We start from the raw sequence: 26,304 nt of genomic DNA, 5'->3' as shown, positions 1-26,304 counted from the left end.
TGGACGAACTATTACCGGGGGAGCGCACATGTCATTTCTGACCCGGCTCAGCCTCGCCAACAGAGGCCTGGTCGCTCTAGTCGCCCTAGTCATCACCGGCTTCGGGATCTTCGCGATCCCGTCGCTCAAGCAGCAGTTGTTCCCGTCGATCGAGTTCCCCGCGGCCTTCGTGACCGCGACGCTGCCGGGCGCCGGTCCGGAGATCATCCAGGACCAGATCACGGAGCCGCTCGAGGACGCCGCCAAGGGCCTCGACGGCATCGACAGCGTCACCTCGAGCACCCGTGAGGGCGTCGCCACGGTCACCGTGGCCTTCGTCTACGGCACCGACATCGACTCGGCGGTCAACCAGCTCACCACCGCGGTCAACCGGGTGCAGCCGCAACTGCCCGACGACGTCGAGCCGACGATCTTCGCGGGCAGCACCGACGACATCCCGGCGATCGTGCTGGCCGCGTCCGGTGGCGGCGACGAGAGCGCGCTCCTCGACAAGCTGAACGAGACGGTCGTCCCCGAGCTGAACGCCATCGAAGGCGTCCGGGACACCACGATCACCGGGGCCCGCTCCCAGCAGGTGGTCATCACGCCCGATGTGGCCAAGCTGACCGCGGCCGGCGTGAACCCGCAGGCGATCACGACGGTTCTCCAGCAGAACGGCATCTCGGTGCCGGCCGGCGCCGTCAACGAGGGCGACAAGTCGCTGACCGTGCAGGTGGGCACCCCGATCACCTCGATCGACCAGCTCAAGCAGATCTACCTCACCGGCGCCCGGGGCCCGGTCCAGCTCGGCTCGGTGGCCACTGTCGAGAGCAAGCTGCCGGCCGCCACCTCGTACACCCGCACCGACGGCGCGGCCAGCCTCGGCATCGCGGTCACGGCGCGGCCCGACGGCAACCCGGTCGACATCTCGCACGAGGTGCGCGACAAGCTGGCCGACCTCGAGAAGGACTCCGGCGCCAAGCTGACGGTGGTCACCGACCAGGCGCCGTTCGTCGAGCGCTCGATCGAGAGCCTCACCACCGAGGGCCTGCTGGGCCTCGTGTTCGCCGTGATCGTCATCCTGATCTTCCTCATGTCGCTGCGGTCGACGCTGGTCACGGCGGTCTCCATCCCGCTGTCGGTGCTGATCGCGCTGATCGCGCTCTGGGTCGGCGACTACACGCTCAACCTGCTCACCCTCGGCGCGCTGACGATCGCCGTCGGCCGCGTGGTCGACGACTCGATCGTCGTCCTGGAGAACATCAAGCGACATCTGGAGTACGGCGAGGAGAAGCGCCACGCGATCATCACCGCCGTCCGTGAGGTGTCGGGCGCCGTGACCGCGTCCACTTTGACCACGGTGGCGGTGTTCGCCCCGATCGCCCTGGTCGGCGGCTTCGTGGGCCAGATCTTCTCGTCCTTCGCGATCACCGTGACCGTGGCCCTGATCGCCTCGCTCTTCGTGGCCCTCACGGTCGTACCCGTGCTGGCCTACTGGTTCCTCAAGCCGGCGCCGGCGGGCACCGACACCGAGGCGGTCCGCCAGAAGGCCGACGAGAAGGAGCGGCGCAACCCGCTTCAGCGCGGCTACCTGCCGGTGATCCGCTTCGCCACCCGGCGCCGCTGGGCCACGCTCTCGATCGGGCTGGTCGTGCTGATCGTCACGCTCGGCCTGGCCACCCAGCTCAAGACCAACTTCCTCGATCAGTCCGGTCAGGACTCGCTGACCATCAGCCAGGAGCTGCCGGTCGGCACCAACCTGGCCACCACCGACGCCGCGGCCAAGCAGATCGAGGGCGTGCTGGCCAAGACCGACGGGGTCAAGACCTACCAGGTCTCGATCGGCGGCGGCGAGTTCAACCCGTTCCTGGGCGGGGGCGGCGCCAGCACGGCCAACTTCAACGTGGGCCTCGAGGAGGACGCCGACGCCGTCGAGCTCACCGACCAGCTGCGCGCCGAGATCGGCAAGCTCACCAACGTCGGCGAGGTGACCGTCGGCGCCGACGACTCCGGTCTGGGCGGCGGCAACGAGCTCTCGGTCCAGGTCAAGTCGGCCGACGCGCAGGCGCTGACCACCGCCACCGACCAGGTGCAGAAGGCGATGGCCGAGACGCCGGGCGTCATCGATGCCACCAGCACGCTGGCGGCCAGCGTCCCGCGCCTCGACGTGGCGGTGAAGCGTGACGTCGCGGCCCGGTACGGGCTGACCGAGGCCGGCATCGCGCAGACCGTCTCGGGCGCCTTCCGCTCGGTACCGGCCGGCCAGATCTCGGTCGACGGCTCCAGCCAGGACGTCGTGATCTCGTTCGGTGCCGCGCCGGCCGACCCGGCCGCCCTGGCCAAGCTGCCGCTGACCACCGCCCGGGGCGTCGTGCCGCTGAGCCAGGTGGCCGACATCAAGCAGGTGAACGGTCCCGAGGAGGTCACCCGGATCGACGGCGAGCGCACGGTCTCGGTGACCGGCACCGCCACCGGCTCCGACCTCGGCGCCTCCACCCGCGATCTGCAGAAGAAGCTGGACGCGCTGACCCTGCCGGCCGGCGCCACGGCCACCATCGGCGGCGTCAGCGCCGACCAGGCCGAGGCCTTCCAGCAGCTGGGCCTGGCCGTGCTCGCGGCCATCGCGATCGTCTTCATCATCATGGTGGCGACGTTCCGCAGCCTGATCCAGCCGGTCATCCTGCTCGTCTCGATCCCGTTCGCGGCGACCGGCGCGATCATCCTGTTGCTGGTCACCGGCACCGCGCTGGGCGTGCCGGCCCTGATCGGTGTGTTGATGCTGGTCGGCATCGTGGTGACGAACGCCATCGTGCTGATGGACCTGATCAACCATTACCGGGCGCAGGGCATGGGCGTGCAGGAGGCGGTGATCGAGGGCGGCCGGCACCGGCTGCGGCCGATCCTGATGACCGCCATCGCGACCATCTTCGCGCTGTTCCCGATGGCGCTCGGCCTGACCGGCGAGGGGGGCTTCATCTCGCAGCCACTGGCCATTGTGGTCATCGGCGGCCTGGTCAGCTCGACGCTGCTCACCCTGGTGCTGGTGCCGACGCTCTACACCATGGTGGAGAACCGTAAGGAGAAGCGGCGGGCGAGGCGCCTGGCCCGCAAGGGCGGCGAATGGGCGGCGACCGAACAGGCGCCGGAGCCGCCGAAGGAGCCCGCCTCCGCGCTGCGCGGCTACACCGACCAGTTCGAGGTCCTGAAGATGCCCAAGCGCCAGGAGGGCTGACCGACCCTGACCGGTAGGTTCGGGTACGTGCCACAAGCGTTCTCGGTCCTTACCCGCAACAGGGACTTCCGCCGGCTCTTCGGAGCCGAGCTGGTGGTCTTCGGTTCCGACTGGTTCGTCATGGTTCCGCTGCTGGTGCTGCTCCCCGAGCTCACCGGCAGCGGAATCTGGGGCGGTCTGGTGCTCGCCGTCGACACCGGCATCAACGCCCTGCTTCTGCAGTTCACCGGCACCCTGGCCGATCGGTTCGATCGACGGAAGATCCTGATTCTGTCGAATCTGGCCGTGTTCGCCGGGGTGCTTCTGCTTTTCACGGTCCGCTCGGCCGCGACCGCGCCGCTGGCGCTGGTGGCGATCGGCCTGATGGCGATCGCGAAGGCGTTCTACTCGCCGGCCGCGTCGGCCGCCCTGCCGAACATCGTCGAGCCCGAGGACCTGTCCGCCGCCAACGCGGTCTCCGGCTCGACCTGGGGCACGATGACGATCGTCGGCGCGTCACTCGGCGGCGTGGTCGGTGCGGCGTTCGGGCCGTACGTCAGTTTCGGTGTCGCCGCGGCCTTCCTGCTCACCGGCGCGCTGCTCACCGCCGCGATCCGCCGGCCGATGCAGGCGCCCCGCGACGACGGCGCCGAGCCGCAACGGACGTCGCACGCGATCCGCGAGTCCTTCGGCTACCTGCGCGCCAACCCGCGGATCCGGGCCCTGGTCACCGTCAAGAGCGCGGCCGGCCTCGGCAACGGCGTGCTCATCGTCTTCCCGCTCATCGCCGGGATGCACGGCGCCGGCGTGCTCGGCGCGGGCCTGCTGTTCGCCGTCCGCGGCGCCGGCGCGCTGGTCGGGCCGTTCCTGCTGCGGCCGGTGCTGCGCCGCCGGTCCTGGCTCTTCCCGGGCCTCGCCCTGTCGATGGGTCTCTACGGCGTCAGCTACATCGGTGTCGCGATGACGCCGTGGTTTCCGGCCGTGCTCGCCCTCGTCTTCGCCGCGCACCTCGCGGGTGGCGCGAACTGGACCCTCTCGAATTACGCCTTGCAGGGCGAGGTGCCCGACCGATTGCGCGGCCGCGTCTTCGCCACCGACCTGATGCTGGCGACGACGGCCATCGCGATCAGCCAGCTCGGCGCCGCCGCGGTCGTCGACGTGGTCGACGAGCGATGGATCCTGGCCGGTTGCGGCCTGATCACCCTGCTCTACGCCATCGGCTGGCGGATCGCCACGCAGCGGGTCGGAAGGCCGTCAGCCGTCGGCTCGTGACCGGGCACTGACCAGGGCCGCGATCAGCAGGCCGAGACCGGCCGCGAAGAAGACCGCGAGCAGGAAGCTGATGATCGCGTTGACCACGCTGAACTGGGTCACCGACATGTCGAACGGACCCTGCGCGACGATCTGGGTGAAGACGGCGCTCCAGATCATCGAGGCGACGACCTCGGCCAGCAGCACACCGAGCCCGGCCCGGGCCAGCACGCCGGCGCGGCCGGACAGCCGCCGGCCCGGCATCGAGACGATGACCAGTCCCGCGATCAGGACGGCCAGAACCGGGAACTGAACCATGAGGATGCCGATGAACGGCCCGATCGCATACACGAGGCAGAACTTAGTGGGTGGGTGCGACAGGAAGGTTGATGATCAACCCCTAGCATGTGGCGATGGGCCTGACCTTCAGTAGCGAGCCGGTCTCCGTCAGCACGCCGGCGACCAGTGCCAACCTCGGGCCGGGCTTCGACACGCTGGGGCTCGCGCTCACCCTGTACGACGATCTGACCGCCCGCGTCACCGACGGCGGCTACACGGTCGCGGTCGAGGGTGAGGGCGCCGGCGAGCTGCCCGGCGACGAGACACATCTGGTGCTGCGCGCGATGCTCGCGACCTTCGACGAGATGGGCGAGCGGCCGGCCGGACTCGCCGTCGAGTGCGTCAACCGCATCCCGCAGGCGCGCGGCCTGGGCTCGTCGTCAGCCGCGATCGTCGGTGGCGTCCAGCTGGCCCGGGGGCTGGTCGCGGGCGGGCTGAGCCTGGTCGGCGACGAGGCCGCGCTGCGTGTCGCGGCCCGGCTCGAGGGCCATCCCGACAACGTCGCGCCGTGTCTGCTCGGCGGTTTCACCATCGCCTGGACCGAGGGAGCGGGGGCGCGCGCCGTGCGGCTGGCGGTGTCGGATCGCGTACACCCGACGGTCTTCGTTCCGAAGGAACGGGGATACACCGCGTCGGCCCGGGCCGCGCTGCCCTCGGCCGTGCCGCACGCTGACGCCGCGTTCAACGCCGGTCGTGCGGCGCTTCTCACGCACGCGCTGACCGCCGACCCCGGCCTGTTGCACGCGGCCACCGAGGACCGGCTGCACCAGGGCTACCGGGCCGACGCCATGCCCGGCACGGCGTCGCTCGTGGCGGCGCTGCGGTCGGTCGGCGTGGCGGCCGTGGTGAGTGGCGCCGGACCGTCGGTGCTGGCGTTGACCGAGGTCCCGGCCGATTTTCATCCGGGAACAGAGTGGCGCGCCGAGACGTTGGGCGTGGATGTCGCCGGTGCTCTTGTCAAAGGGAGTATGGTGGAACTCGCCTAGCGGGGCCCTGTTGCCGCAGGTCGTACGAGTTGACTACGCTCAAGACCAAGCACAGCCGCGAAGCGAGCGATTCTGCGGTTCGGCGCGCACCCCCGAGACTCTATGGCCTTCTGGCCGTCTCACCTCCTCAAAGGCACACGCCGAGCAGCATCGAAAGGTCGCTGCACTCGCCGAGACCTACTCGCCAAACTCTGACGAGCAGGGACACCGTCGAGCTGCCGTGCTGCACAAACTCCCGCGTCGCTCGTGCGAGGCGGGTACCGCGACACCCGGCCACCAGGCTGCAGAAACCGGGAGTCTCGGGCTTTTTCCGACGGAAGGAATCCATTGAGCGACACCACCGACGTGACGTCGGGTGTTTCTGACGTCGCTGACGCCGGCGCCGGCACCACCGCGACCGCCACGAAGCGCCGCCGAGGTGGCACCGGGCTGTCCGCGATGCTGCTGCCCGAGTTGCAGAGCCTCGCCGCTTCCCTGGGCATTTCGGGCACCGCCCGCATGCGCAAGGGCGAGCTGATCACCGCCATCACCGAGAAGCAGAGCGGTGGCGCCGCGGCCGAGAGCGCGCCGCGTCCCCGGAGCGAGGCCAAGGCCGCCGCCAAGGCCGAGGCCCCCGTGGCTCCCGCCGCCGAGGCGGCGCCGGTGGCCGAGGCGCCGCAGACCGCTGCCGCGCAGCCGGAGGCGGCGCCGGCCGCCGAGGGTGGCAGCCGTCGCGAGCGGGCCCGCCGTGAGCGTGCCCCGCGTGAGACGGCCCAGCGTGACACGGCCCCGCGCGAGACCGCGCCGGCCGTCGCCGCCGAGTCGGCCCCGGCCACCGTCGTGGCCACGGCTCCCGCTCCCGCGGTGACCGCCGCCGAGACGGAGACCGCGGAGCGCACCGAGCGGCCCGAGCGCGGCGAGCGCAACCGCGACCGCCAGCGCAACAACCGCGACGACCGGGGCACCCGCGAAGACCGGACCAGCCGCGACGACCGGACCAGCCGCGACGACCGGACCAGCCGCGACGACCGGGGTGTTCGCGACGACCGGGGTGACCGGGGCGAGCGCAACCGTGACGACCGTGACCGCGGTGACCGTGGCCAGCGGGAGGACCGGGGGCAGCGCGACGACCGCGGCCCGCGGGATGACCGGGGCGCCCGCGACGACCGCGGCCCGCGGGAAGACCGGGGCGACCGGGGTCCGCGTGACGACCGGAACCAGCGCGACGACCAGGGTCACGACGACGACGACAGCGACGGCGGGCGCCGTAGCCGTCGCAGCCGGTTCCGTGACCGCCGCCGTGGCCGTGGCGAGCGGGACGGCAGCGAGGGCGGCCAGCGCGACGGCGGCCGTGAGCCGCACGTGGGCGAGGACGACGTTCTCGTGCCCGTCGCCGGCATCCTCGACGTGCTCGACAACTACGCGTTCGTGCGCACGACCGGCTACCTGTCCGGCCCGAACGACGTGTACGTGTCGATGTCGCAGGTCAAGAAGCACGGGCTGCGCCGCGGCGACGCGGTCACCGGCGCCGTGCGGGCCACCCCCCGCGACAGCGGCCAGGGCGACCAGCGCCGCGACAAGTACAACCCGCTGGTCCGGCTCGACACCATCAACGGGATGGAGCCCGACGAGGCCCGGCGCCGTCCGGAGTTCTACAAGCTCACCCCGCTCTACCCCCAGGAGCGGCTGCGTCTCGAGACCGAGCCGCACATCCTGACCACGCGGGTCATCGACCTCGTCATGCCGATCGGCAAGGGCCAGCGGGCGCTCATCGTCTCGCCGCCCAAGGCCGGTAAGACGATGGTGCTGCAGGCGATCGCCAACGCGATCACCGAGAACAACCCCGAGTGCCACCTGATGGTCGTGCTGGTCGACGAGCGGCCCGAAGAGGTCACCGACATGCAGCGATCGGTCAAGGGCGAGGTCGTCGCGGCCACGTTCGACCGGCCGCCGCAGGACCACACCACGGTCGCCGAGCTCGCCATCGAGCGGGCCAAGCGGCTGGTCGAGCTGGGCCACGACGTGGTCGTGCTGCTCGACTCGGTGACGCGTCTGGGCCGGTCGTACAACCTGGCCGCGCCGGCCTCCGGCCGCATCATGTCGGGTGGTATCGATTCGACGGCGCTCTACCCGCCGAAGCGGTTCCTGGGCGCGGCGCGCAACATCGAGAACGGCGGCTCGCTGACGATTCTCGCCACCGCGCTGGTCGAGACCGGCTCGATGATGGACACGGTGATCTTCGAGGAGTTCAAGGGCACGGGTAACGCCGAGCTCAAGCTCGACCGCAAGATCGCCGACAAGCGGGTCTTCCCGGCCATCGACATCGACCCGTCCGGTACGCGTAAGGAAGAGATCCTGCTCGGCAAGGAAGAGCTGGCGATCATCCACAAGCTCCGGAAGGTGCTGCACTCGCTCGACTCGGGTGCCGCGCTCGACCTGCTTCTCGACCGCCTCAAGCAGACGAGGACTAACATCGAGTTCCTGATGCAGATCGCCAAGTCCACGCCTGGCGAGTAATAGCGCAAAACAGGACGCAGCCCCTCTTAACGGAGGGGCTGCGTCCTTTTTGTCGGACACCTTGTGTGCTTCCACCCGACCGGGGTCGTGCGAATCTCCCTGCAGCTCTAGTGGGAGGCGCTCTTATGAACGTGCCCGGCTACCGGGATACACCGTCCGAGACATGGGACCCGGCGGCGCCCGCCGATCCCGGTGAGGCCGAGGACTTCCTCCGGCAGTGCTACACGGAGAACCCCCGGCTCGGCCCGGTCGAGCCCCGGCTGGCCGTCGTCCGCGCGCAGATCGCGGCGACCGGCACGTACGTGCACACCACCGACGAGCTCGCGTACGGCGCGAAGATGGCCTGGCGCAACGCGAGCCGTTGCATCGGCCGCCTGTACTGGCGGAGCCTGATGGTGCTCGACCGCCGCCGGGCCCGTACCGCCGACGAGATCTTCTCCCTGCTCGTGCATCACCTGCGCACGGCCGGCGAGGGCACGATCCGGCCGGTGATCAGCATTTTCGCGCCGGCGGTGCCGGGACGGCCGTACGCCCGGGTGTGGAACGAGCAGTTGATCCGGTACGCGGGATATCGCGACGCCGGCGGATGCCCGGTGGGCGACTCGCGGCTGGCCGGGTTCACCGACGCCATGCGCGGCTTCGGCTGGCGGGGCAAGGGCGAACAGTTCGACGTCCTGCCGCTGGCGATCGAAACCCCGCACGAGGGGGTACGCCTCTACGAGCTCCCCGAGCGGGCCATCCGCGAGGTGCCGCTCACCCATCCCGAATTCGCCTGGTTCGCCGAGCTCGGCCTGCGCTGGCACGCGGTGCCGGCCATCTCCAACATGCGGCTGGCCATCGGCGGCGTGCACTATCCGCTGGCCCCGTTCAACGGCTGGTACATGGGCACCGAGATCGGCGCCCGCAACCTGGCCGACACCGACCGGTACGACATGCTGCCGGTGGTCGCGGCCCGGATGGGCCTGGACACCAGCCGGTCCTCGACGCTCTGGAAGGACCGGGCGCTGGTCGAGCTCAACCGGGCCGTGCTGCACTCGTTCGAGCGGGCCGGGGTGCGGATGAGCGACCACCACACCGAGTCCGAGCGGTTTCTCAAACACATCGAGAACGAGGAGCGGGCGGGCCGCCGGGTGCCGGCCGACTGGACCTGGATCGTCCCGCCGATGTCGAGCGGCGTGACCCCGGTCTTCCACCGCTACTACGACGAGGCCGACCTCAAGCCGAACTTCTACCTGGACGACGAGGCGGCGCGGTTAGCCCGCAACGAGCCGGAGCGGGGTGATGGCGCGTAGTGCCTCGGCGGTGGCGTCGTCGGCCGGGAGCTGGATCACCAGCCGCAGGCCGTGGTCGCCGGGCAGGGTCATGGTCTCGTACGACAGCCGCAGCGGGCCGGCCTCGGGATGGGCCAGGCGCAGCAGGCCGTGTGGGCGGGGCAGGCCCGGCACCCGTTCGGCCCGCTCGGTGAACTCGGCGCCGGCCAGCACGGTCAGCTCGTCCGCGAAATCCGGGCGGGGTGGGCCCGCCTTGAGTACTGCCACCTGCTCGTCGGCCATGTGGGCCCAGTCCGGATAAGCGTCCCGGGCGCGCGGATCGGCGAACAGATAGCGGGTCAGGTTGGGCGGATCGCCGTCGAGCAGGCCGATGGGGCCGGCCAGAAGACGGAAGCCCGAGGTGTACGCGATCAGGTCGCCGACCTGGTTGGTCAGCATCGCCGCGGCCGGTTCGAGCCGGTCGAGCACCGCCCGCAGGCCGGGCCGGACGGTCCGCATCGGGTCCTGGGCCAGCGCGCCGCAGATCAGCCTGGACGACTTGGTCAGCTTGTAGAGGTGGTCGCGCTCGGCCGCGGTCAGCCGCAGCGGGCCGGCCAGCGCGGCCAGCACCTGCGGCGACGGGTGTTTGTCGCGGCCCTGCTCGAGGCGGATCAGGTATTCCACGCTGACCCCGGCCAGCATGGCCACCTCGGCCCGGCGCAGCCCGGGCGTGCGCCGCCGGGTGCCCGGCGGCAGCCCGACCTCGGCCGGCGTCACCTCGGCCCGCCGCGCCCGCAGGAATGTGCCCAGCTCGTTGTCGCCCACGAGTCGACGGTAACAACGGCCCGGCCCGCCAGGGTGGCCCCGCCGCTACCACTCTGAGCGCGGTCTCCCTGCTCGCCGCCGGGCGCAGAACAGTTCCCGGCATGACGAAAGTGATTGTGGTGGGCGGCGGCTACGGCGGCATCGTGGTGGCCCGGGCCCTGGACGACGTGGCGGACGTGACGGTGATCGAGCCGAAGGAGATGTTCTTCCATCACGTCGCCCAGTTGCGGGCGGTGGCCGATCCGGCCTGGCAGGAGAAGATCTTCTTTTCGTACGACGGTCTGCTGTCCCGGGGCCGGGTGATCCGTGACACCGCGGCCGAGGTGCGCCCCGGCGTGGTCGAGCTGGCCTCCGGGACCCGCCTGGACGCCGACTACGTGGTGCTGGCCACCGGCTCGACCGGCCCGTTCCCGACCCGGCTCGACCACCCCGAACGGGACGCGGTGGCCGGGCGGCTGCGCGAGCTGCACGATTCGCTGGACCGGGCGTCCGGGGTGCTGCTGCTCGGCGCCGGTGCGATCGGCGTGGAGTTCGCCGGCGAGATCGCCGCGGCCTGGCCGGGTAAGCCGGTGACCGTGGTCGACCCGTCGGCCGAGATGTTCGGTGGCCGGTTCCCGGACGAGATGCGCGCGGATGTGGCCCGGCAGCTGGACGAATTAGGGGTACGAGTGCTGCTCGACACCAAATTGGACACCGCGCCGGACACTCCGGCCGGCGCCGTCCGGCCGTTCACGGTGACCACCGGCGCCGGCGAGGTGATCGCGGCCGATCTGTGGTTCGCCTGCTACGGCGGCACGGTGTCGAGCGGCTATCTGGGCGCCGAGCTGGCCACCGCCCGTCGGCCCGACGGCCGGCTGACGGTCACCGAGCACCTGCGCGTCACCGGGCAGGAGCGGGTGTTCGCCGTGGGCGACCTCAACGACACCCCGGAGATCAAGACTGGCCGCGCCGCCTCGCGCCAGGCCGAGGTGGCCGCCGCTAACATCCGCGCCCTGATCGAGGGCGGGCCGCTGACCCCGTACGAGCCGTTCCCGGACGGGATCATCGTCACGGTCGGGCCGGCCGGCGGCGCCGGCTACGCCCCCGAGTTCGGCTTCTTCGACGCCGAGGCCGCCGCCGGTTTCAAGGGCACCTTCCTGCTCGACCACTACCGGGGTCTGCTCGGCGCTTAGGCGAACTCGTTCACGGCGAAATCGTCGCGGTGGCGCCACGAGTCGGGCGTGCGGACGTGACCGGCGCGTACCCACTTGAGCACTTTGTGGTCGAACTCGGCGGCCGGGATGCGCCCGGCCGCCCGGACCACGTACCCCTCCGAGGTGTTCTCGTCGCGGCGCGCGGCCCACGCCTGGCACGCCTCGGTGAAGCTGCCGCCGCGGTAGAGCACCGGCACCACCGGCAGCTCGAGCCGATGGGCCCAGTCGACCGTGTCGTCCCAGCCGAGCAGGGTGTCCGTCTCGTCCCAGATGCCGAAGACGATGAAGACGCCGGGCAGGTCGCGGTACGCGATGCTGCGCCGGGCCCACATCGACTCGCCGCACACGCGCCAGTCGTCCGGGATCCGGTACGCCGTCATCGCCCACAGCGCCTTCGCCGGGCGGTCCCACGGCTGGGTGCCCGAGTCGGGGGAGCGCCCGTACATCGCGTCGCGGGTGAAGGTGAGGTTGCCGCCGTCCAGCTTCTCGGTCACCACGAGCTCACCGTCCAGCCAGGACAGATCGTGCTGCACCTTGTCGTCGTGGGTGGCGCCGGGTGAGGTGGGCAGGTGGAAGGTGCGGGGATACTTCACTAGAAGTCTCCTTCCGCCACCTGGAACACGGTCAGGCCGAGTTCGCGCCACATCCGTACCACCTGTCGCCGGTCGTCGAAGACGCCGACGATCCGCCAGCGGTCGCGGATCTCCTCTTCGAAGATCTCCTGCTTGACCACCCAGTCCTTGCGGGCGTCGCCCCAGGGCCGCATGAATAGTGCTTCGTACGGCACGTCGACGTAAAGCCCCAGCCAGGCCTCAGTTTCGGCCCGGCAGACCTCGTCGCGTCCCGAGCAGAAGACGATCGCGTTGCCGGCCGCGTGCATCGCCCGCACCGCCGTGATCACCGACTGGTGCGGGAGGTCGGAGCCGACCTCGTCCCAGTCGTACGGGCCGCGGCCGTTCATCAGCGCGACGGTGCCGTCGATGTCGACCAGCAACGCCGGCGGGAGCTCCGGATCGGGGTCGTAGACGGCGGCGAGCGCTCCGGGCGGCACGTAGGGCACGGGAAGCGGCAGGGACCGGTGGGCCAGGTAGCGGTCGAACATGCGGCGGATGGCGTCCTCGCCGACCCGCTCGTTCTCCGGCCGCGCGGCGTCACGCCGGAGGCATTCCTTCAGCGGTACGTCGGTGAAATCGTGCACCTCGAAGCTCGCGCCGTGGCGGGCGGCCAACTCGGCCCACTCGCGGACCTTGCTGGGCCGCAGGTTGGTGTCGTCGACGACCACGCTGGTGCGCCGGCGCAGCAGCGCCTCGACGGTGGCCCGCTGAACGTCGGTGACCTGGGCCTCGGCCCACTGGGTGTAGAGCCGGGTGCCGTGCAGCATCCAGCGCAGGTCGTCACGGTTGACCCGGACCACGCCGGGCTGCAGTTTGCGCGCGAACGTGGTCTTGCCGGACGCCGGCAGACCCCGGGTGATCAGCAGTCTGGTCATGCGCCTGCGACTTTACCGGACGAGAAACGGACATTATTCGCGTTAGGCGCGGGGAATAGTGGTGAGTAGGCGCGCGTTGGAGCCGATCGGACCGGTGATTTCTCGGTACGACTCGAGACATGGCAGACTGGTCCATCGGCCAAGGTTCCGGTTCACGCCGAGCCACGTTGCCCCCAGGGTTTTGGTCCTTGCGGGGCGGCGCGGTGCTGACAGCGACCCGGCGACCACCAACTGAGAGGGACCGAGAAAAATGAAGAGCGGCATCCACCCGGAGTACACGACCACCGAGGTCATCTGCTCCTGCGGCAGCACCTTCTCCACCCGCAGCACCGCCAAGGGCGACATCCGTGTCGAGACCTGCAGCGCCTGCCACCCGTTCTACACCGGCAAGCAGCGCGTGCTCGACACCGCGGGCCGCGTGGCGAAGTTCCAGGCCAAGTACGCCAAGGTCAACGCCGCGAAGAAGAAGTAACCGCGTCGACGGCGCCCGCACCCGGATTCCGGGGGCGGGCGCCGTTCGCATGTGTGATCCGACCTTCGTCCGTGGGGAGAGACCCGTGAGCACCGACCGGCTGAGCAGCCTTCTCGACGAGTACACCCAGCTCGAGAAGCAGATGGAGGATCCCTCCATCCACGCTGACCAGGCTCTCGTACGCCGGGTCGGCCGCCGCTTCGCCGAGCTGGCGCCGATCTACGCGGCAAACGCGGAGCTCGAGGCGGCCCGGGCCGACCTGGCCGCGGCCAAGGAACTCGCGGCCGAGGACCCGTCCTTCGCCTCCGAGGTCGAGGCCGTGGCGGCCACACTGCCGCCGCTGGAGGAGAAGCTCGGCGAGATGCTGATCCCGCGCGACCCCAACGACGCCAAGGACGTGATCGTCGAGATCAAGGCGGGCGAGGGCGGCCAGGAGTCGGCCCTGTTCGCCGGCGATCTGCTGCGCATGTACACCCGCTACGCCGAGCGGCACGGCTGGGTGGTCGAGGTGATCGACTCGCAGGAGTCGGACCTCGGCGGCGTGAAGGACATCTCGGTCGCGGTCAAGACCAAGGGCGTGCCCGCGGGCGGCCACGGCGTCTGGTCCCGGCTCAAGTGGGAGGGCGGCGTGCACCGGGTGCAGCGTGTTCCGGTCACCGAGTCGCAGGGCCGCATCCACACCTCGGCGGCCGGCGTGCTGGTGCTGCCCGAGGCCGAGGACGTCGAGATCCACATCGAGCCGAACGACCTGCGCATCGACGTCTTCCGCTCGTCCGGACCGGGCGGCCAGTCGGTGAACACCACCGACTCCGCCGTACGCATCACCCACCTGCCCACGGGCACGGTGGTGAGCTGCCAGAACGAGAAGAGCCAGCTCCAGAACAAGGAGTCGGCGATGCGCATCCTGCGCTCCCGGCTGCTGGCCATCGCGCAGGAGGAGGCCGACGCGGCCGCGTCCGACTCCCGCAAGGCGCAGGTGCGCACGGTCGACCGCTCCGAGCGCGTCCGGACGTACAACTTCCCGCAGAACCGCATCACCGACCACCGGATCGGCTACACCGCGTACAACCTCGACCTGGCCCTCAACGGCGAGCTCGACGGGGTTCTGGACGCCCTGGCCGCGGCCGACCGCGAGGCCCGGCTGGCCGGCGAGACGAGCTTCACGGCACCTCGCTGACCTCGACGCGGTCGTCGCGGCCACAGGCCAGGAAGCGTGCGGCCGACTCGCAGTGATAGCCGGACATGTGGCCGATCGTGCCGAGCGGCGTCTGGCGGCCGGTGTCCAGATCCCAGCGGGTCACCGCGGTGCGCCCGGGCGGGGTGACCGTGGAACGCAGCAGCAGGATCCGGCCGGCCGGATCCGGGCTCCAGACCGCGCTGCCCCGCCCCGGCGCGCCGACCGGCTCGCCGGTGGTCGCGTCGACCAGCACCGGCTCGCTCTCCTCGCGGCCGTCGTCGAGCACCAGCCGGTCGTCGCCGACGGCCAGGGCGTTGGTCAGGCCGGGCAGGCGCCAGCGGACCCGACCGGTCGCCGGGTCGTGGGCGACCAGACCGGCGGCGCCGCTGAGGCACACCGACGGGCCGCACGAGAAGGCGTACCCGTCGGTGCCCTTCGACCCCCAGAGTTCCCGCAGCGTGTCCAGCCGGTAGACGCTCAACTCGAAGACACCGCCCCGGGATCGGTTGACCACCAGGCGCCCGCCGAAGGCGGCGAGGTCGTTGAAGTAGCCCTCCTCGGGCCGCGGCTCGACCATCGGAATCCGGCCGGACGCGGTGAGCACCCCCGTGGCGTACGCGTAGACCCGCACCTCACCGGCGGCGGTCGCCGTGACCACGCTCTCCGGCCGGCCGCCGGACATCGCCACGACCTGGTTGCGTACGCCCGGGGTGTCGCGCTGCCAGAGGGTGCCGTTGTCCGCGAGCCGGATCAGCCGCATCTGCCGCAGGCCACCGTCGGCCGTGTAGCCGGCCATCAGCGCGGTGCCGCCGTCGACCGTGCGTGGCTCGCCGTCCGCCCGCCACACCTCCTCGCCGGTCGCCGCGGAGAGCGCGGTCGTGCGATATCCCGACCGGCCCGCCTCGGCCGGGACCAGGAGGAGGCCGGCCTCCTCGGTGGCCTGCACATATCCGACCGGGCCGGGTAGCGGCCGCTGCCACCGGAGGCGGCCCGTGTCGAGGTCGTACGCGCTGATCAACGAGCCGCCGCGACCGTCGGTGCGGTGCAGATAGACCGCCTCCGCCGTCAGCGCCATGCCGGCCGCCGCCGCACTCCACAGCGGACGGACACCCCGCGGCTCGGGCACCGCGGAGCCGGCGACCAGGCCGAGGCCGAGGATCGCGATCGCGGCGCCGGCGATCCGCCGGTCGCGACCGAGCGGGCGGCGGCGATCCTCCGGGCGGCGGCCGGAGATCTCGCCGAGCTCGATCGTGGCCATCGCGGGGCCGCTACGTCGTCGTCATCGGGTGGGTGTCCGGTTCGCCGCGGCGGCGGCCAGGGCCGCGCTGAGCGTACGGCCGTTGGTGCCCACCTCGGACCATCCGGCGGCCAGGCCGACCGGCGTGCCGGGCACCAGGACCTGCCAGTTCTCCGCGTTGGTGGCGGCGGCCAGCCGGCGCGACACCTCGGCCGCCTGCGTCGTGCCGGCGCCGGGCAGCACCACCACGAACTCGTCGCCGGCGAACCGGGCCACGAAATCGCCGCGGCGCATCACCCGGTTCAGGACCCCGGCGATGCGCTGGAGCACGAGATCGCCGCAGTGGCGGCCGTGCCGCGCGTTCACCGCGGTGAAGCCGATCAGGTCGCAGACCCCCACCGCGGCCCGCTCGCCCCGGGCCAGCAGAGCGGCCACGTAGCGCTCGAGCTGGCGGCGGTTGGGCAGGCCGGTCAGCGGATCGGTCAGCGTCTCGTCGCCGAAGCGGCCCGGGTCGCGCTGCGTCTCCTGGGTGTCGAGCCGGGCCGCGACGCCGTCGAGATAGCCGTCGCGGAGCCGGTCGATGCGCTGGGCGGCCAGGCGGAACGCGTAGCGGTCGGCGGTGTGGGCGGCGGCGTGGTCACCCGCGGCGGCGTGACAGATGCTGCGCAGCCGGGCCGGCTCGGCCGCGCCCAGAACCTCGGGCGCGACCGGCACCGCGTCCAGCATGGACAGCGCGTGCCCGGGCCGGCCGCCGGCGATGGACAGGCAGACGTTGCCCAGGTGGCGCAGGTCGCGGGTACGCACGCTGTCGCCGCCGCCGGTCAGCCACTCGCTCGCGTCGGCCTCGGTCTCCTCGCCCAGAGCGGCCCGGCGGGCCAGTGCGTAGCCGTACGCCGCCCGGCTGCCGGGGCGCAGCCGGCCGGCGCCGGCCGCGCCGAAACGGATCAGCTCGGCGTCGATGTCGCGCAGCACCCGCAGGCAGCCGTCGGTGTCGCCCTGATGGTCGAGGGAGACCGCGTTGCGCAGCCGGATGCCGGGCGCCGCGAAGATCTCGGGCGCCATGCCGACCGCGGCGCCGACCTGCCGGGCCTGCTCGATGGCGGTCAGCGCGTGCCCGTGGAAGCCCAGGTACGAGTACGCCATGGCCAGATCGTGCCAGCCCCAGGCGGTCTCGGAGTCGTTCTCGCGGACCGCGGCCAGCGCCCGGGAGGACTGCACGAGGTGGGTCACGCCGCGGTCGAGGTTGCGCTCGAGGTGGGCGCCGAGGGCGGCGAAGGCGTGCATCTGGCCGCGCAGGTAGGGGTCGGGGATCTCGCGGACCGCGTTGTCGGCGGCGGACATCGCTGTCGCCAGCTCGGCCACGCGGCCCAGGTTGATCAGCGCGCCGAATCGCTGGACCAGCGCGTACGCCCGGGTCGTGGGATCGGTGGCCGTGGCGAGGACACCGTCGAGGATCGGGAGCGCCTCCGCCGACCGGCCGTCCTGTTGCAGGGCGCCCGCGCGGTGCAGCTCGTCGACGTTCTCCGCGAGCTGGTCCAACCAACTCACCAGGCGCCTCCCACCCGTGCCACGCGGACAGATCGCCGACCCGGCCGGTCGGCGCCGCACGTGACGTACATGATTATGCCGTGGACCCGGACTCTGAAGACAGCTCCCGATCCGTGACGCGGACGCGGCTGAGCGAGGCGATGACAGCGGCGGTCGCCGATCTCTCCACGGCCGGCGTCGAGTCGCCGCGGGTCGACGCCGAGCTGCTGGCCGCGCACGTGCTGGAGATCCCGCGCGGCCGTCTGCTGCTGGTGGACGGGATCCGGGACGACGAGCGGCGCCGGTTCCGGGCGCTGGTGGCCGAGCGGGCCCGCCGCGTCCCGCTGCAGCACCTGCTCGGCACGGCCGCGTTCCGGCACGTGGAACTTTCCGTCGGCGACGGCGTTTTCGTCCCACGACCCGAGACGGAGCTTCTCGCGGGCTGGGGCATCGAGCACACCGCCCCCGGGGCGACAGTGGTCGACCTGTGCAGCGGAACCGGCGCGATCGCGATCTCGGTGGCCGACGAGAGCCGGGCCGCGCGGGTGGTCGCCGTCGAACGCTCGCCGGTCGCGCTGGGCTACCTGCGGCGCAACGCCGCCGCGTTCCCGGCCGTCGAGGTCGTCGCGGGGGACGTCACCGATCCCTCGCTGCTGCACGAACTGTGCGGGGCCGTCGACGTGCTGCTCTGCAACCCGCCGTACGTGCCGGAGGGCACCCCGGTGCCGCCCGAGGTGGCCGACCACGACCCGGCCGAGGCGGTCTTCGGCGGGGCCGACGGGCTCACCGTCATCCGCCCCGTCATCGAGCGGGCCGCCGAGCTGCTGAAACCCGGAGGTGTGGTGGGAATCGAGCACGACGACGTGCACGGCTCGGCGGTGCCGGGCCTGCTGCGCGCCGACGGCCGGTTCACCGAGGTGACCGCGCACGCCGATCTCACGGGCCGGCCCAGGTACGCGACGGCACGGCGCACCTGATCGATGCGCCGCGGCGCATGGCAGACTGCACGGTGTGATGCTCTACGACTGCCGTACCACCGCGGACCGGGATCGCGGCATCGCCGCCGCCGTCGAGGCGGTCAAGAGCGGTGAGCTGGTGGTGATGCCGACCGACACGGTCTACGGCATCGGCGCCGACGCCTTCACCCCGCACGCGATCACCGCCCTGCACCAGGCGCGCAGCGTCACCAGCCAGGTTCCGCCGCCGGTGCTGGTCGGGTCGCGGCACACCCTCGACGGCCTGGTCTACTCGCTGCCCAAGGCGGCCCGCGAGCTGGCCGACGCGTTCTGGCCGGGCGCCCTCACCCTCTACGTCGAGCATTCGCCCAGCCTCCAGTGGGACCTGGGCGACACCGGCGGGCAGGTGGCGGTGCGCATGCCGCTGCACCCGGTCGCGCTCGAGGTGCTGCGCGAGGTCGGCCCGATGGCCGTCACCACTGCCAACAAGATGGGCCGGCTCGCCCCGAACACCGCCGACGAGGCCCGCGACCAGCTGGAGTACGCGGTGCGGGTCTACCTCGAGGCGGGGCCCGCGCTCGACCCGGCGCCCAGCACGATCGTCGACGTGACCGGCGACGTGCCGCGTGTGCTGCGCAACGGCGCCGTGCCGTTCGAGAAGCTGCGCGACGTGGTTCCGGATATCGTGGCGGCGGAGGGCTGACGTGGAGCCGTTCACCGTCCTGCACATCTGCATGGGAAACATCTGCCGCTCGCCGATGGCCGAGCGGTTACTTGCCCGCGCCGTCAAGGACCGCGCCGGCGAGGACGGCGAGAAGCTGGTCCGCAGCCTGAGCGCCGGCACCGGCGGCTGGCACGAGGGCGAGGAGATGAACCCGCCCGCGGCCCGTCAGGTGCGGGCCCGCGGCGGCGCGGCCGAGGGCTTCGCGGCCCGCAAGCTGCGCGGCGACTTCATCGACGAGGCCGACGTGATCCTGACCGCCACCGCCGACCAGCTCGACTACGTGGTCGCGCTGCGGCCCGAGGCGGCCTCGCGCACCTTCGTGACCGGCGAGTTCGGCCGGCTGCTGGCGCGCGTCGACGAGAGCCGGCTGCCCGCGGCCGAGCCCCGGCCCGAGGCGGTGCACGCCCGCGGCGTGGCGATCGTCGAGGAGGTGGCCCGGCTGCGCGGCGACGACCCGCCGCGCGAGGACGACGACCTCGACGACCCGTGGGGGCGCGGCGACCAGACCTTCCAGCGCATCGGCAACGAGATCGAGGACACCACGGTCCCGTTCGCCACCCTGCTCCTGCCGTGACTCCCGCCTCCGACAAGATCGTCCGCCCGGACGCGGAAGGGCTGCGCCGGGCCGTCGAGGTGCTGCGGGCCGAGTCCGTCGTGGCCTTCCCCACCGAGACCGTGTACGGGCTGGGCGCGAACGCGTTCTCGGCCAAGGCCGTCGGCGAGATCTACCGGCTGAAGAACCGCCCGTCGTGGAACCCGCTGATCGTGCACGTTGCGAACGTCGAGGCGGCCCGGGGGCTGACCGACTCGTGGCCGTCGCTCGCGAACGAGCTGGCCGCCCGGTTCTGGCCGGGACCGCTGACCCTCGTGCTGCCGCGGGCCCGTCACCTCGCCGGCGTGGGCGCCGGCGACGACACCATCGCGCTCCGGATCCCGGCCCACGAGGTGGCGCTGCGCCTGCTCGAGGCGAGCGGGCTGCCGCTCGCCGCGCCCAGCGCCAACCGCTCCGAGTCGATCTCGCCGACCACCGCCGAGCACGTGGTGCGCAGCCTGCCCGGCGTGCCGCTCGTGCTCGACGGCGGCGCAAGCTCGTGGGGCATCGAGTCGACGGTGCTGAGCCTGGTGGGCGGGACGCCCACGCTGCTGCGCCCGGGTGCGCTGCCCCTTCGTACGATCCGCGAGGTCACCGGGTCGATCGGCCTGCCCGACGCGGTCACCGACGGCACCGCCCGCCCGTCGCCGGGCATGAGCCGGCGCCACTACGCGCCCCGGGCGACGCTGATCCTCGCCAAGGACGTGCGTGACGTCGACCGTTCCGAGCTGGCCGGGCCGATCGGCGTGCTGACGTACGAGACCGCGGACGTGCCGGGCGCCGAGATCCTCTCCGCCGACCCGGCCGAGTACGCGGCCGACCTCTACGCCGCCCTGCACCGCCTGGACGACGCCGGCGTGGCCACGATCCTGGTGCAGGAGCCGCCACAGACCGAGGACTGGCTCGCGGTCCGCGACCGCCTCACCCGCGCCGCGGCGAAGTAGCAGGTGAGCCGGTTCGGCGGGCGGCGCCGCGCGCGATGTTGCGGGCCATGCCGCTGAAGATGACGCCGTGGAAGGGCAGGACCGAGGCCCAGTACGCGTGGCCGGCCAGGCCGCGGGGCAGGAAGACGGCGCGCTGGCGGTAGACGCTGCGGCCGTCGCCGTCCTCGATGGCGCACATCTCGAGCCAGGCCCGGCCGGGCACCCGCATCTCGGCCCGCAGGCGCAGCAGCCGGCCGGGCACGATCTCCTCGACCCGCCACCAGTCCAGGGCCTCGCCGACCCGCAGGTGCTGGCGGTCGCGGCGGCCCCGGCGCAGCCCCACCCCGCCGGCCAGCCGGTCGAGCCAGCCGCGCACCGACCAGGCCAGGGGGAACGAGTACCAGCCGTTCTCGCCGCCCACACCCTCGATGACCCGCCACAGCGCGTCTACCGGGGCGTCGACCGGCCGCGAGCGCTCGTCGACGTAGACGCTGCCGCCGGACCACTCCGGGTCGGAGGGCAGGGGTTCCGCCGCCGCGTCCCGTCCGGCCGCGTCGGCCCACCGGGTCTCCACGTTCGCGTCCCGGATCTTGCCGAGGGCGCGGCGGACGGCCTCGTCGAAGCCGAGCGGCTTCTCGGCGGAGAACTCGGCGATGTCGTTCTCGTGGGCCACGGCCTCGTGCACCAGGCTCGCCACCAGGGGCCGGGCGATCGCGTTGGGCACGGGCGTGACCAGGCCGACCCAGTGGGCCGACAGCCACGGGCTCAGCGGCTTCAGCGGCACGACGACGCGGCGGCGCAGGCCGGCGACCCGCGCGTAGCGCTGCATCATCTCGGCGTACGTGAGGACGTCCGGGCCACCGATGTCGAACGCGCGGTTGACCGACGACGGCATGCTCGCCGACACGATGAGATACCGCAGCACGTCACGGACCGCGATCGGCTGGATGCGGTTGCGTACCCAGCGTGGCGTCACCATGACCGGCAGGCGCTCGGTCAGGTAGCGCAGCATCTCGAACGACGCCGAGCCCGACCCGATGATCACCGGCGCCCGCAGGACGGTCGTCGGCACCCCGCTCGCCAGCAGAATCCGCGCCACCTCGGTGCGCGAGCGCAGGTGGGCGCTGGCCTTCTCGCCTTCGGGCGGTTCGGGGCCGCCGAGATAGACGATGCGGGACACGTGCGCGGCCCGGGCCGCCGCCGCGAAGTTCTCCGCCGCCCGCCGGTCACGCTTCTCGAAGTCGCGCCGGCCCAGCGAATGCATCAGGAAGTAGGCGACCTGCACGCCCTCGAACGCGGCCCGCAGCGACGCCGCGTCCTCCAGGTCGCCTTGCATGATCTCGGCCCGGCCGGCCCACGGCACGTCTCGCAGCCGTTGCGGCCCGCGGGTCAGACAACGCACCTCGTGGCCGGCGTCGAGCAGGCGCGGGGTCAGCCGCCCGCCGATGTATCCGGTCGCACCCGTCACCAAGCAGCGCATAACTGCAGAGTGTGCCCGCAGAACACCCTCGTTAAGCCATATGCTGGATTTCGGCGGCGTTGCCTAGCCGGGGAGGGCGTGTGGACACGTTCTGGGGGCCGGATTTCCACGCGCTCGCATGTGCCGATCCGGAGATCGCCGACGTCGTGCTGGCCGAGTTGGAGCGCCAGCGGGGACATCTGCAGCTGATCGCCAGCGAGAACTTCACCTCGACGGCGGTGCTGGCGGCGCTCGGCTCGACCCTGGCCAACAAGTACGCCGAGGGTTACCCGGGCCGGCGGTACTACGGGGGGTGCGCCGAGGTGGACCGGGCCGAGCTGCTCGCCGTCGAGCGCGCCCGTGACCTGTTCGGCGCTGACCATGCCAACGTGCAGCCCCACTCGGGCACCGCCGCGAACCTCGCCGCCTACGCCGCGCTGGCCGAGCCGGGCGACGTCGTGCTGGCCATGGAGCTGCCACACGGCGGTCACCTGACCCACGGCAGCCGGGGCAACTTCTCCGGCAAGTGGTTCCATCCCGTCGGCTACCGCGTCACCCCCAACACCGAGGAGATCGACTACGACGAGGTGCGCGACCTCGCGCTGGCGCACCGGCCCAAGATGATCATCTGCGGCTCGACGTCCTACCCGCGGACGATCGACTTCGCCACGTTCCGCGACATCGCCGACGAGGTCGGCGCCTACCTCCTGGTCGACGCGGCTCACTTCATCGGCCTGGTGGCCGGGCGGGCCGTGCCGTCGCCCGTGCCGTACGCCGACGTCGTCACCTGCACCACGCACAAGGTGCTCCGCGGGCCGCGCGGCGGCATGATCCTCTGCCGGGCCGAGCTCGCCGAGCGGATCGACCGTGCGGTCTTCCCGTTCAGCCAGGGCAGCCCGATGATGCACACCGTCGCGGCCAAGGCGGTCGCGCTGAACGAGGCGGCCACGCCCGCCTTCCGGGCGTACGCGCGGCAGGTCGTCGGCAACGCCCGGGCCCTGACCGCCGGGCTGGCGGCCGAGGGCCTGCGCCCGGTCACCGGGGGCACCGACACCCACCTGGCCGTGCTCGACCTGCGGGCGCTGGAGCTGTGCGGGCGGGAGGCCGAGGCCCGGTGCGCCCAGGCCCGGATCGCCCTCAACAAACACGCCATCCCGTACGACACCGAGAAACCCGCCGTCGCTTCCGGTGTGCGCGTCGGCACGTCCAGCGTCACCGCGCAGGGCATGCGGGAGCCCGAGATGCGGCAGATCGCCCGCATGATCGGGACAGCCGTGCGCGGCGACCCGGGCTCGGCGGCCGGCGCCCGGGCGCTGCGCGACGTCGGGGAGGAGGTGACCGCCCTGACGGGCGGCTTCCCTCCGTACCCCCTGCGACTTCACCCGGACGACCCGGCCGGGGTCACGCGGTCTGCGCGAAGCCCCCACTGAGCCCGCGCGGTAGGTCGTTGCGGCTCTTGATCGACAACTTCCGGTACACGCGGGTCAGGTGCTGCTCGACGGTGCTCATGGTGATGTAGAGGCGGGCCGAGATCTCGCGGTTGGTCAGTCCGTGCGCGGCCAGCTGCGCCACCCTCCGCTCGGCGTCGCTCAGGTCCTCCAGCTTGACCGTCTCGTCCGGAACGGCGCCCGGCCGGACCGCGACATGCTGCCGGTAGGGCGAGATGCGCCGCTGCATCACCTCGGCGCCGCATCCGACGGCCACCTGGTTGGCGTGGTGCAACACCATGCGAGCATGGGCGAGGTCGCCGCGCGCCCGGTGCGCCTCGCCGAGGCTCTTGAGGGTGTGCGCCAGCTCGAGCTGGTCGCCGCACTCCTCGAAGATCTCGGCGGCCTCGGTGAGCAGCCCCACGCACCGCTGGGGGCTGCCCGTCATGCCCAGCGCGCGCAGGGTCAGCGCCCGGCTCCGGGTCCGCTGCTCCGAGGAGCGGCGCAGCTCCTCCTCGGCCAGCTCCCGGGCCCGCCCCGGCTGGCCCAGGTGTATCAGGGCGGTCGCGGCCTCGGCCCGCCACGGTGCCAGTGCGGGCTGGTCCATGTCCCACTGCCTCATCAGCCGCCCGCAGGTCTGGAAGTCGGACAGCGCCTCGCGGAGCCGGTTGGTCGCCAGGTGGTGCCGGCCCCGGGCGTAGAGGTAGCGGACGCCCAGGGGGGTGCGCATCATCTCGGAGGGAACCGGCTTCTCCAAGGCCATGGCGGCTTCCTCCCGGTCGCCGCGCGCGGTGGACGTGAGGATCAGGGTGGAGAGCGGGCCGCCGACGGCGATGCCCCAGCCGCTGAAGGACATCCGGGCGAACGCCTCCTGGCCGAACTCGGCCGCGGCGGCCAGGTCACCCCGCCGGAACGCCACCTCGGCCCGGGCCCCGGCGAAGATCGCCTGCCAGACCGGTGCCGCCCGCCGGACGGCCTCCTCGTGCACGATGCAGGACCATCGCTCGGCGTCCTCGATGGCGTCGGTGTAGAGCAACGTCTCGAGGGCGGCCATCGCGGCCTCACCGGGAATGTGGTTGGCCGGTTTGAGGAAGGCGTGCATGAGCTCGTCGACGGCCGAGACCGTGCCCTCCATCGGGGCGTTGCCGAGAGCCCGTCGCGCCATCGCCAGCGCCGAGCGGACCCGGTCGATGCCGGAGGCGCCCAGGATGTACCTCGGCGGGGTCTCCGGAAGCGCGACATCGGGGTAGAGATAGGACAGGAAGCGGCCGCTGGCGTCGAGGGCCGCGACCGTCTCCAGGTCCTGCCCGTCCATTCCGCTGCTGGCGGCTTGCAGGGTGGTGACCGCCTCGCGGACGCGACCCTGCCAGGCCAGCTGTTTCACCACGGTGGGAACCGCGCGGGGGTGCAGGCGGTGCTCGCTCACCGCGACGACCAGAGCCGGTAGGTGCCGCCCGGCGGCGGCCGGGTCGAGCCGCCACTCGGCCGCGGCCAGCTGCGTCTGCACGGCCACCTGTTCGTCGCGACCGGTTTCCGACTGCAGGGCCAGGCGCAGCTGGCGCACGGCCAGATCGGGATCGCCGGCGGCGATGGCCAGATCGGCCGCCTTGCGGAGCACCGGCACCGTCCACGGTGGCGGCGGGGCGGTCGCGGTGAGCAGGCACTGTGCCACCTCGCCGGGATCGGCGCCCTCCTCGTGCAGGATCAGCGCGGCCTGGTGGTAGACGTCGGCCCGGCCGTGCTGGCCACCGCTGCGCAGCACGGCGGTGCGCGCCTCGGTGTGCCGGAATCCGCCGTCCGGCGTGAGCAGCCCGGATTGGCCCAGGGCCTCGAGCACCTGGTCGACGGTGTCGCTGTCGACACCGGCGAGCCGCGCGACGGCCGCGCGCCCGGCCCGGTCGCCCAGTACGGCCAGAGCGTGGACCACCTGGAAGAACTCGATCTCGTAGCGGCGCAGGCAGGCGATGTACGCCTCGCGGAAGGCGGCGCCCACCACGAGCTCCGTCGCGGCGGGCTCCTGGTCGTCGGCCAGGGCCCGCAGGAGGGCGGGATTGCCGCCGGTCACCGCGTGGGCGGCCGGCGCCAGGCGTCCGGCCCGGGCCGGGGGCAGGTGCTCGGCCAGGACCTCGTGGGCGCCGGCGGGTGAGAGTGGGAGGAGCCGGAGCCGTGTGTGGTACGGCTGCCGGGACAACTCTGCCTGAAAGGGCACCTGCGTCGCTTCCCGGCCGGCCGGCTGGTTGAGGATCATCAGAACCGGCATCGACCGCAGCCGGCGGGACAGATAGAGCAGGCATTCGAGCGAGGCCGGATCCGCGTGATCCGCGTCGTCCACGGCGATGACGAGCGGCCGTCCCGACCCCAGGTCGAGGATGATCTCGGACAGCTCGTAGATCACCGAGGGCGGCACGGGTTCCGTACCGGACTTGTCGAACAGCCGCTGGGACCGTTCGCGGGCCTGCTGATCGAGCGGTGCCGTCTGCAGCAACTGCCGGATCACCCCCAAGGGGTAGGTCCGCTCGCTGGGACTCGCCACCGCGCTCAGTTGAATGATCGCCGGTTTGTCCTGCTCCAGGAAGTCGCGCATCAGCGCCGATTTTCCGACCGCGACGCCGCTTGTGACGACTATCACCTGGCCGCTTCCGCCAACCGTCAGATCGAGGTTGTGTCGTAGGAGAGCTGCGTGTTTCTGCCGCTCCGCCAGAGCCATCCTGTGTACTCCTTCGAGTCCCCCGTGGACCCTGGATGTCGAACCATGCCGCGAGAGGCGAGTGCTGTTCGGGTGCCCCAGAGT

General features: G+C 72.1%; 21 protein-coding genes. 13 read left to right on the top strand and 8 right to left on the bottom strand.

What is annotated here, in order from left to right; genetic code table 11:
- Positions 1-28 precede the first annotated feature (28 nt).
- Both AB0C26_RS06995 and AB0C26_RS06990 read left to right on the top strand, forming a co-directional pair.
- Complete coding sequence (locus tag AB0C26_RS06995; protein ID WP_360242723.1) at positions 29-3,211, top strand: efflux RND transporter permease subunit; 3,183 nt, start codon at positions 29-31, stop codon at positions 3,209-3,211.
- Between the two features lie 27 nt (positions 3,212-3,238).
- Complete coding sequence (locus tag AB0C26_RS06990; RefSeq protein WP_360242720.1) at positions 3,239-4,462, top strand: MFS transporter; 1,224 nt, start codon at positions 3,239-3,241, stop codon at positions 4,460-4,462.
- On the opposite strand, the gene AB0C26_RS06985 is transcribed toward AB0C26_RS06990, so the two are convergent.
- Positions 4,445-4,792, bottom strand: coding sequence for a hypothetical protein (locus tag AB0C26_RS06985; RefSeq protein WP_360242717.1), 348 nt, complete (start codon positions 4,790-4,792; stop codon positions 4,445-4,447). The two genes, AB0C26_RS06990 and AB0C26_RS06985, sit on opposite strands and share 18 nt — an antisense overlap.
- 62 nt (positions 4,793-4,854) lie before the next feature.
- Between AB0C26_RS06985 and thrB the strand changes: the two genes are divergently transcribed.
- The 3 genes from thrB (at position 4,855) to AB0C26_RS06970 (ending at position 9,554) form a co-directional block, all read left to right on the top strand.
- The gene (gene thrB, locus AB0C26_RS06980) at positions 4,855-5,766 is read left to right on the top strand and encodes a homoserine kinase (RefSeq protein ID WP_360242714.1); all 912 of its coding nucleotides are present in this window, start codon (positions 4,855-4,857) and stop codon (positions 5,764-5,766) included.
- A gap of 327 nt (positions 5,767-6,093) precedes the next feature.
- Complete coding sequence (gene rho / locus AB0C26_RS06975; protein ID WP_360242711.1) at positions 6,094-8,262, top strand: transcription termination factor Rho; 2,169 nt, start codon at positions 6,094-6,096, stop codon at positions 8,260-8,262.
- 125 nt (positions 8,263-8,387) lie between these two features.
- Complete coding sequence (locus AB0C26_RS06970) at positions 8,388-9,554, top strand: nitric oxide synthase oxygenase (protein WP_360242708.1); 1,167 nt, start codon at positions 8,388-8,390, stop codon at positions 9,552-9,554.
- On the opposite strand, the gene AB0C26_RS06965 is transcribed toward AB0C26_RS06970, so the two are convergent.
- Complete coding sequence (locus AB0C26_RS06965) at positions 9,516-10,337, bottom strand: helix-turn-helix transcriptional regulator (RefSeq protein WP_360242705.1); 822 nt, start codon at positions 10,335-10,337, stop codon at positions 9,516-9,518. The two genes, AB0C26_RS06970 and AB0C26_RS06965, sit on opposite strands and share 39 nt — an antisense overlap.
- Before the next feature lie 101 nt (positions 10,338-10,438).
- Between AB0C26_RS06965 and AB0C26_RS06960 the strand changes: the two genes are divergently transcribed.
- On the top strand, positions 10,439-11,509 hold the full coding sequence (locus AB0C26_RS06960) for an FAD-dependent oxidoreductase (protein ID WP_360242702.1): 1,071 nt from the start codon (positions 10,439-10,441) through the stop codon (positions 11,507-11,509).
- Here the strand turns inward: AB0C26_RS06960 and AB0C26_RS06955 are convergent.
- Complete coding sequence (locus AB0C26_RS06955; protein WP_360242699.1) at positions 11,506-12,123, bottom strand: RNA ligase family protein; 618 nt, start codon at positions 12,121-12,123, stop codon at positions 11,506-11,508. The two genes, AB0C26_RS06960 and AB0C26_RS06955, sit on opposite strands and share 4 nt — an antisense overlap.
- A complete protein-coding gene (locus AB0C26_RS06950; protein WP_360242696.1) occupies positions 12,123-13,019 on the bottom strand; it encodes an AAA family ATPase in 897 nt (298 codons plus the stop codon). The genes AB0C26_RS06955 and AB0C26_RS06950 overlap by 1 nt, the downstream gene beginning before the upstream one ends.
- A gap of 250 nt (positions 13,020-13,269) precedes the next feature.
- On the opposite strand from AB0C26_RS06950, the gene rpmE reads away from it, so the two are divergent.
- Complete coding sequence (gene rpmE, locus AB0C26_RS06945) at positions 13,270-13,491, top strand: 50S ribosomal protein L31 (protein WP_097318153.1); 222 nt, start codon at positions 13,270-13,272, stop codon at positions 13,489-13,491.
- Positions 13,492-13,576: 85 nt separating this feature from the next.
- Positions 13,577-14,668 carry a peptide chain release factor 1 gene (gene prfA / locus AB0C26_RS06940; RefSeq protein WP_360242693.1) on the top strand — a complete coding sequence of 364 codons (1,092 nt, stop codon included), beginning with the start codon at positions 13,577-13,579 and terminating at the stop codon, positions 14,666-14,668.
- On the opposite strand, the gene AB0C26_RS06935 is transcribed toward prfA, so the two are convergent.
- Positions 14,652-15,926: a PQQ-binding-like beta-propeller repeat protein gene (locus AB0C26_RS06935; RefSeq protein WP_360242690.1), complete on the bottom strand. Its 1,275-nt coding sequence runs from the start codon at positions 15,924-15,926 to the stop codon at positions 14,652-14,654. The genes prfA and AB0C26_RS06935 overlap by 17 nt on opposite strands.
- A gap of 21 nt (positions 15,927-15,947) precedes the next feature.
- Positions 15,948-17,453 carry a GGDEF domain-containing protein gene (locus AB0C26_RS06930; RefSeq protein WP_360242687.1) on the bottom strand — a complete coding sequence of 502 codons (1,506 nt, stop codon included), beginning with the start codon at positions 17,451-17,453 and terminating at the stop codon, positions 15,948-15,950.
- A 140-nt stretch (positions 17,454-17,593) separates the two neighbouring features.
- Here AB0C26_RS06930 and prmC point away from each other — a divergent pair, with 140 nt between their 5' ends.
- The 4 genes from prmC to AB0C26_RS06910 are packed head-to-tail and all read left to right on the top strand — an operon-like array spanning position 17,594 to position 20,648.
- Positions 17,594-18,409 (top strand): peptide chain release factor N(5)-glutamine methyltransferase, encoded by an 816-nt coding sequence (prmC, locus tag AB0C26_RS06925; RefSeq protein WP_360243606.1) that lies wholly within the window; start codon positions 17,594-17,596, stop codon positions 18,407-18,409.
- Positions 18,410-18,446: 37 nt separating this feature from the next.
- Positions 18,447-19,091, top strand: a complete 645-nt coding sequence (locus tag AB0C26_RS06920) for an L-threonylcarbamoyladenylate synthase (protein WP_360243603.1) — start codon at positions 18,447-18,449, stop codon at positions 19,089-19,091.
- Position 19,092: 1 nt separating this feature from the next.
- Entirely contained in the window at positions 19,093-19,686 is a 594-nt protein-coding gene (locus AB0C26_RS06915; protein ID WP_360242684.1) for a phosphotyrosine protein phosphatase, read from the top strand.
- Entirely contained in the window at positions 19,683-20,648 is a 966-nt protein-coding gene (locus AB0C26_RS06910) for an L-threonylcarbamoyladenylate synthase (protein ID WP_360242681.1), read from the top strand. The genes AB0C26_RS06915 and AB0C26_RS06910 overlap by 4 nt, the downstream gene beginning before the upstream one ends.
- Here AB0C26_RS06910 and AB0C26_RS06905 read toward each other — a convergent pair.
- A complete protein-coding gene (locus tag AB0C26_RS06905; protein WP_360242678.1) occupies positions 20,626-22,107 on the bottom strand; it encodes an SDR family oxidoreductase in 1,482 nt (493 codons plus the stop codon). The two genes, AB0C26_RS06910 and AB0C26_RS06905, sit on opposite strands and share 23 nt — an antisense overlap.
- 80 nt (positions 22,108-22,187) lie before the next feature.
- On the opposite strand from AB0C26_RS06905, the gene glyA reads away from it, so the two are divergent.
- Positions 22,188-23,516 carry a serine hydroxymethyltransferase gene (gene glyA, locus AB0C26_RS06900; RefSeq protein ID WP_360242675.1) on the top strand — a complete coding sequence of 443 codons (1,329 nt, stop codon included), beginning with the start codon at positions 22,188-22,190 and terminating at the stop codon, positions 23,514-23,516.
- Here glyA and AB0C26_RS06895 read toward each other — a convergent pair.
- Positions 23,488-26,220 carry a LuxR C-terminal-related transcriptional regulator gene (locus AB0C26_RS06895; protein ID WP_360242672.1) on the bottom strand — a complete coding sequence of 911 codons (2,733 nt, stop codon included), beginning with the start codon at positions 26,218-26,220 and terminating at the stop codon, positions 23,488-23,490. The two genes, glyA and AB0C26_RS06895, sit on opposite strands and share 29 nt — an antisense overlap.
- Between the last annotated feature and the right edge of the window lie 84 nt (positions 26,221-26,304).

Source organism: Actinoplanes sp. NPDC048796, assembly GCF_040650035.1.
Lineage (GTDB): Bacteria > Actinomycetota > Actinomycetes > Mycobacteriales > Micromonosporaceae > Actinoplanes.
Note: the sequence above shows the minus strand (reverse complement) of the source record. Positions and strands in the feature narration are given on the sequence as shown.